4 protein-coding genes and 3 pseudogenes are annotated in these 5,448 nt (G+C 35.9%); 2 read left to right on the forward strand and 5 right to left on the reverse strand.

The window, feature by feature from the left end; all coding sequences use genetic code 11:
• A partial coding sequence (locus AS180_RS20815) for an IS3 family transposase (RefSeq protein ID WP_139109262.1) occupies positions 1-296 on the forward strand: 296 nt, incomplete at its 5' end.
• Positions 297-314: 18 nt separating this feature from the next.
• On the opposite strand, the pseudogene AS180_RS21960 reads toward AS180_RS20815, so the two are convergent.
• Positions 315-443: pseudogene (locus AS180_RS21960) on the reverse strand (ferredoxin--NADP(+) reductase); the annotation flags it as partial.
• 243 nt (positions 444-686) lie between these two features.
• Positions 687-2,225, reverse strand: a pseudogene (locus AS180_RS20820) (NAD(P)/FAD-dependent oxidoreductase).
• Between the two features lie 311 nt (positions 2,226-2,536).
• Between AS180_RS20820 and AS180_RS20825 the strand changes: the two are divergent.
• Positions 2,537-3,112, forward strand: coding sequence for a TetR/AcrR family transcriptional regulator (locus AS180_RS20825; RefSeq protein WP_062687447.1), 576 nt, complete (start codon positions 2,537-2,539; stop codon positions 3,110-3,112).
• Between the two features lie 555 nt (positions 3,113-3,667).
• Here AS180_RS20825 and AS180_RS20830 read toward each other — a convergent pair.
• The 3 genes and pseudogenes from AS180_RS20830 to AS180_RS20840 form a co-directional block, all read right to left on the reverse strand.
• Positions 3,668-4,198 (reverse strand): annotated as a pseudogene (locus AS180_RS20830) (GerAB/ArcD/ProY family transporter); the annotation flags it as partial.
• 34 nt (positions 4,199-4,232) lie between these two features.
• Positions 4,233-4,448, reverse strand: a complete 216-nt coding sequence (locus AS180_RS20835; RefSeq protein ID WP_025908209.1) for a hypothetical protein — start codon at positions 4,446-4,448, stop codon at positions 4,233-4,235.
• Positions 4,449-4,556: 108 nt separating this feature from the next.
• Complete coding sequence (locus tag AS180_RS20840) at positions 4,557-5,117, reverse strand: L,D-transpeptidase (protein ID WP_025908208.1); 561 nt, start codon at positions 5,115-5,117, stop codon at positions 4,557-4,559.
• Between the last annotated feature and the right edge of the window lie 331 nt (positions 5,118-5,448).

Here is a 5,448-nt window from a genome sequence, read left to right on the forward strand (position 1 = left end):
ATACTGACCGAGGAAGAGAATATAAGAACCAAGTCATTGATGAGGCCCTAGAAACGTTTAACATCAAGCGATCTCTAAGTTTGAAAGGCTGTCCGTATGATAATGCAGTAGCAGAAGCAACATTCAAAATCATCAAAACAGAGTTCGTAAAGAAACGTCATTTTGATAGCTTAGAAGAGTTACAAAGAGAGTTTACAGATTATGTGCACTGGTTTAACCATCTACGCATCCACGGTACTTTAGATTATTTAAGTCCAGTGGAATACAAATTTACGCACCTTAAGAAAACTGTCTAGTTTAGTGTTGACAATCCACCCTAATTGGGGAAGGCTTTCAATAATTTTTACCTTAGCTTGTCTCATCCCTCCGTAAAAAGCTGTAAATAAGCCTACAGGTCCTCCTCCAATAACCGTAATATCATAGATGTCTTTCTCTTGTGTCATGTTTCTTTCACCTCTACCTGCATTATTTTTTATATTTTTTCTTCATTAATTTAACAAGCAAATATACTACTCATCTTTTGAGCCTTCTCCAGTGAAGGGGTCATTGGCTATTTTTATGGAATCTGTTGGACATCCTTCATACGCATCCTGAACATCCTCTTCTACTTTTTGTTTTAATTTCTTGAAGCATTTAGTTCTTTTTAGGAATCTTAAACAGCATACAACAAGCCTTTTGATTCATCTTCATGCCTTGATATTGGAAAGAGGCGTGGAAGGGAATGAGTGTAAGGCCTTCTCATCAATTTCCAACGAAAAGGAAGGAATCAGCTCATCTATTCTTTCTTGTATTTGTTGTTCATCCACATTTCCTAATTCAGCTAACAGTTGCTTTTCCTCTAGAGATCCATCCCCTACCAATAACATAGTTAGTGTACGTGCATTAATTATGGCACGTGGGGGAAGAACTAATGCATTCATCATAAAATACTGTTGGAACATAGAAGGGTCGTTCTCCTCGTTCGCCAATTTCACAGCCCTTTTCACATACAGATTGAAATATTTCTGAGCAAAGGATACCCCTTTTATGGGCTCAGCTCCCACATGTTCAACGCCGTTCCAACGTAAATCCGCAACTGAACTTAGCCACCATGCCGGTTCAATCGCTTCTTGCATGCGTTGCAGTACGTGTCGTTCAAAGTTAGGTTGAGGAGTTTGACGTTGTTCATGCAAACAAATGTCTAGCATTTCAGCTTCAATCGCAGCTACTGTCATTCCTTGTCCATGGATGGGATCAAAATTACAAAATGCATCGCCGACTACGAGTAACCCAGCTGGCCAATTCTCTATTTATTCAAAGTGTTGACGAACCGATTCAGGTGTACGGTATCCTCGTGGAACACTAATGGGTTCTAGCTCTTTGACTACTTCCGCAAGCATTGGCGTAGCAAGTGTCTCTAATTCTTTTTCGTATTCTTCTGGGTTTGTTGACGGATAGTGTTCACCGCCTGCACTAAATAATAATGTTTGAGCCAGGTTATCTTCGATATATCCTAGCATTCCCGTACCAATCCCTTTATCCGGTTGGGCTTCCGAAACCACGACGCCCCACTTCTCTTTAACATGGGGGGGGACTCGATAATAGCGCGTACTATAGCCAAGAGATACCTTTAGACGCTCGGATTGTGAAACTTCTAGTCCCATAGCTTCAAGCCAATTAGTCAGTTTGGAAGAGCGTCCACTTGTATCTACTACTAAATTAGCAGCCACTATTCGTTCTTGTTTTCGTTCACTTCGTTCTTTTATATGGACACCTGTCACTTGGCTTTGATCAGCCGATGTTTGAAGACCTATTACTTCTTGTTTAGAAAGAAAACGTACATTTGAGATGTTTTGTACACGCTGACGGAACGTCCACTCTAATAATGCTCGACTGCTTGATGCATTTTTTTCAGGAGGAACCATTTCCAGCCTTCCATATGAAGTGAACAGTTTCATTTTTTCATTTTGTGTAGAAGGAGCGCCTTGATCCAATAAATCATCAATATAGCTAGGGAAGTAATGTTCCATAATCATACTTCCGCGTGGCAGAATGCGATGAGGATGAAAAGCCTGGGGCGTACCTGAACGAGTAGACGGTTCCTTTGGTAGCTCATCTCTTTCTACAATTATGACTTCTTCGTAATGATCGGACAGAACACGAGCTGTGAGCAAACCTGCAATGCCTCCTCCAATCACAATGGCTTTTTCTTCTTTTGGTCGACGAGATGTTAACGGTTGATTCATTTTTACAGTCTCCTTTTCTATCTTCGGGATGGAAGCGTAGATAGTCATTATTTAATGTGCGAATGATACGCTTTAGATAGTGATTCACATGTCAGTAATTCTGTCATTTTTATTTTTAAATTTTTTTCACAAGAGTAGTAATACGTAGAAAATGTAAGTTTGTTATTATAAAGATTCTACTAACGTACTTTTTTAGACATGTGTATACTTTATTTACTCTTGTAATTTATATACTAGGATGTATAATTAATTTTATCAATAAACAATATAATGGAACTGTCTATTAACGATACAGAAACGAGGTAATGTATATGGAAAAAGAAAAAAAGGAAGACTTACGCATCAAAAGAACACGCAAGCTCCTTTCTCAAGCTTTGCTTTCTTTAATAGAGCACCATTCGTTTAATTCCATTTCTGTAAAAGAAATTTGTGAAGAAGCAATGGTACACCGCGCTACATTCTATACCCATTTTAATGACAAATATGATTTGTTAGCTTATTTATTAAAGGAAATTGCCGAGGAATTTCATTTTACTGATAGCAACCTTGAAGAAGTACATTTAAAGTTATTTAATGTGGCAATTAAATATAAACGATTATTCTCTCAGCTATTCTTAGAAGAAAGAGATTCATTGAGGTATGTCATAAGAAACGAAATGACTACTAGCATGAAGCAAGAGATGTTACGTGACGATAGAAATCCATCCATTTCTACCTCTTCTGAAATTGGGATAGCTGCGTTTGCTGGAGCTACTCTAGGTGTTTTAAATTGGTGGATCGAAAATGGCATGACTCTTAGTGGTGAGGACGTTTATAACGAAATCAAGCAGGTATTGAATTGGGAGTATATCGAAAAGATTCATGATGAGGCGATTGGTAAAGAATAAGTAATTAATATCTATACCTTCTTAAGATAAGGATAACCATGAGTATTCAGCTTCTTTCAATGTTTTAAAAAAAGGTATTTTATTATGCAAATGTCGTGAATGTGAAATGAAGAAGAATATATGTAACCTTAGAGACAATAGGCTAAAAAAGAAATGTCCGTAAAAGTGTACATTTTTAATTAACATAATGTGCCTTCTAGAAACAAAAAGTAAACAAACCCTTGATAGTAGAGTTTGTTTACTTTTTTATAAGACATCCGTAGAATGCGTCTATAAAATTTGTATAATGAGAATAGGAAAAATAAGCTTTATAACAAATTATAAGTAAAAAACTTTTTCGTACCGTTTCTCAGAGAAAGGGCTAAGGTATCAAAAAGGGAATATAACCCTCTTATAAGCTAGATCAATTAACTTAAGGGGATTTTTTTACTTTCAACTCAAGTTCACGGTCCCAGAAATAAATTTAAGGTTTGTAACATCAATATGGAACATATGCTGTAAGTGAATGTGGGGATAAATTACTTTTTTGACTTCTAGGTGTTTACTTGGGCTGTATTACATTCTGGCATGCTTGTTATTTTTCAAGAAAGCTATAATGAGAAGCAGAACAGGAATGACGATTTGAAAGCACAGATGAATACTCATTAGCAATCCTTTTGTTCCCTCATAAATATGTTCCTGAATGTTACTAGCCAGTATCATTGATACAAATAAAACGACTATTCCTAAAGTAGATGACAGCTCTGAAGAAAATTTAATTTTAAACAAGGTTGCAGTACCAATTACAGCCGCATAAAAATAAATCATTATTTTAAAGAAGCCATTGATAACTAAAGCCATCATAAAAAAAACGTCTAGGCGTTCCAGGAAATCAGCAACCTGGATAGTCTGGATTGTAGAAAGAAGGGGAAAAAGTGAACGTGAAGTAAGAGTTATTCCTAACACACTTACATTCATAATCATAATAATGGCTAAGTTAATTCCACTTAATCCCAACGCACACAATCCTACTACTTTTACCTTTTTTAGATTTTCTAAGTAAGGGAAAATCATTAGAAACACTATGATTTCTGCAAAGGGAAAATATTCCTATATAAGGTTGCTGGGCTTCCTTTACCTTTTAGGCTTTTTTCTTAAATTGTTCTTTCACATAGGTGCAATTTCGTTTATGCTCACTGGAAAAGAAATGATCTTGCTTATAATACACTTTTACTTCACAAGAAGGACATAGAAAGAAACCTCTTTTTATTTTCTCATTACTCACCTCATGAGCATAAAACTCTCCTGTTGCTTCAAACATCCATACATGTTTAGCCTTTTCAATTTTCGCTCGCATAATCATATCCTCCTTCACCATATTTTTCATCTCTTTCTATGATAAGGGCTATATGGAAAGAAGACAAAGAAAAAACAGCATTTCGTGATACGGAATGCTGTTTAGATATTAGTTATTTTTTAAGTTGTAGCCTTTGAATTTATATCCATATACGCTTGTAAGATCAACAAAGCTCATATAGGAATAAGTGATAGCAACCGGCGTACCAACTTGAACTTTATCATAAAGCTTTTCGATGTCTGCATTATGCATTCTCACGCAACCTTGACTCACGTATTTTCCAATGCTGTTTTCATTGTTATTTCCATGAATACCGTATGTATCGCCATACGTACCATTTGCATTTAACCCTAACCAACGTTTTCCTAACGGATTGCGAGAATCGCCCCCAGGAATATGTCCTGTATAATAAGGGCGGTTTTTAATCTTGTTCACGACTTTAAAAAAACCAACAGGTGTTTTGTCCCATGTTTTTCCCGTTGCTACTGGATCAATGATCTCAATATAACCATTGTGAAAATAAGCAAGCTTGTTGTAGTATTTGTTAATAATAATTAAATCTTGATTCGCAGCTTTACTTGCTGCTTCTGCTTTCCCTTGATTGCCCCCACATAATGTGACCATTAGTAACGTAAAGACGGTCATTGATTTCATAAAAATGTTCTTCATAAAAACTCTCCTCTTTTTTATATTTTTATAAGAAACGAAAAACACACCTTTCAATTAGAAAGTGCTTTTTCGTCACAATCATTTATAAATAAAAACCTAGTTAATTTACTACTTTGACATGCAGAGAAACGTTCTCTGACGAAATTAACTTTTATTTTGCCTATAACCCATTCATTCAATGCAAATTTTGGCTTCTTAAAATACACATAAAAAAGAGGCTGGGACAAAACCCTCCTCTGAACCGAAAAAGCCGGTGAAATTTTACGACGAGTAAAATTTCACCGGCTTTGTTTATTTTTACATTAAAATAAGGACCACTTCTGATAAAATA

Origin of the sequence: Priestia veravalensis (assembly GCF_001457055.1) — a bacterium.
Classification (GTDB): domain Bacteria; phylum Bacillota; class Bacilli; order Bacillales; family Bacillaceae_H; genus Priestia; species Priestia flexa.

Excerpts from the sequence above, each read along its gene's own strand:
- AS180_RS20825 (WP_062687447.1), top strand. The coding sequence starts at position 2,537 with ATGGAAAAAGAAAAAAAGGAAGACTTACGCATCAAAAGAACACGCAAG.
- AS180_RS20835 (WP_025908209.1), bottom strand. The coding sequence starts at position 4,448 with ATGCGAGCGAAAATTGAAAAGGCTAAACATGTATGGATGTTTGAAGCA.
- AS180_RS20840 (WP_025908208.1), bottom strand. The coding sequence starts at position 5,117 with ATGAAGAACATTTTTATGAAATCAATGACCGTCTTTACGTTACTAATG.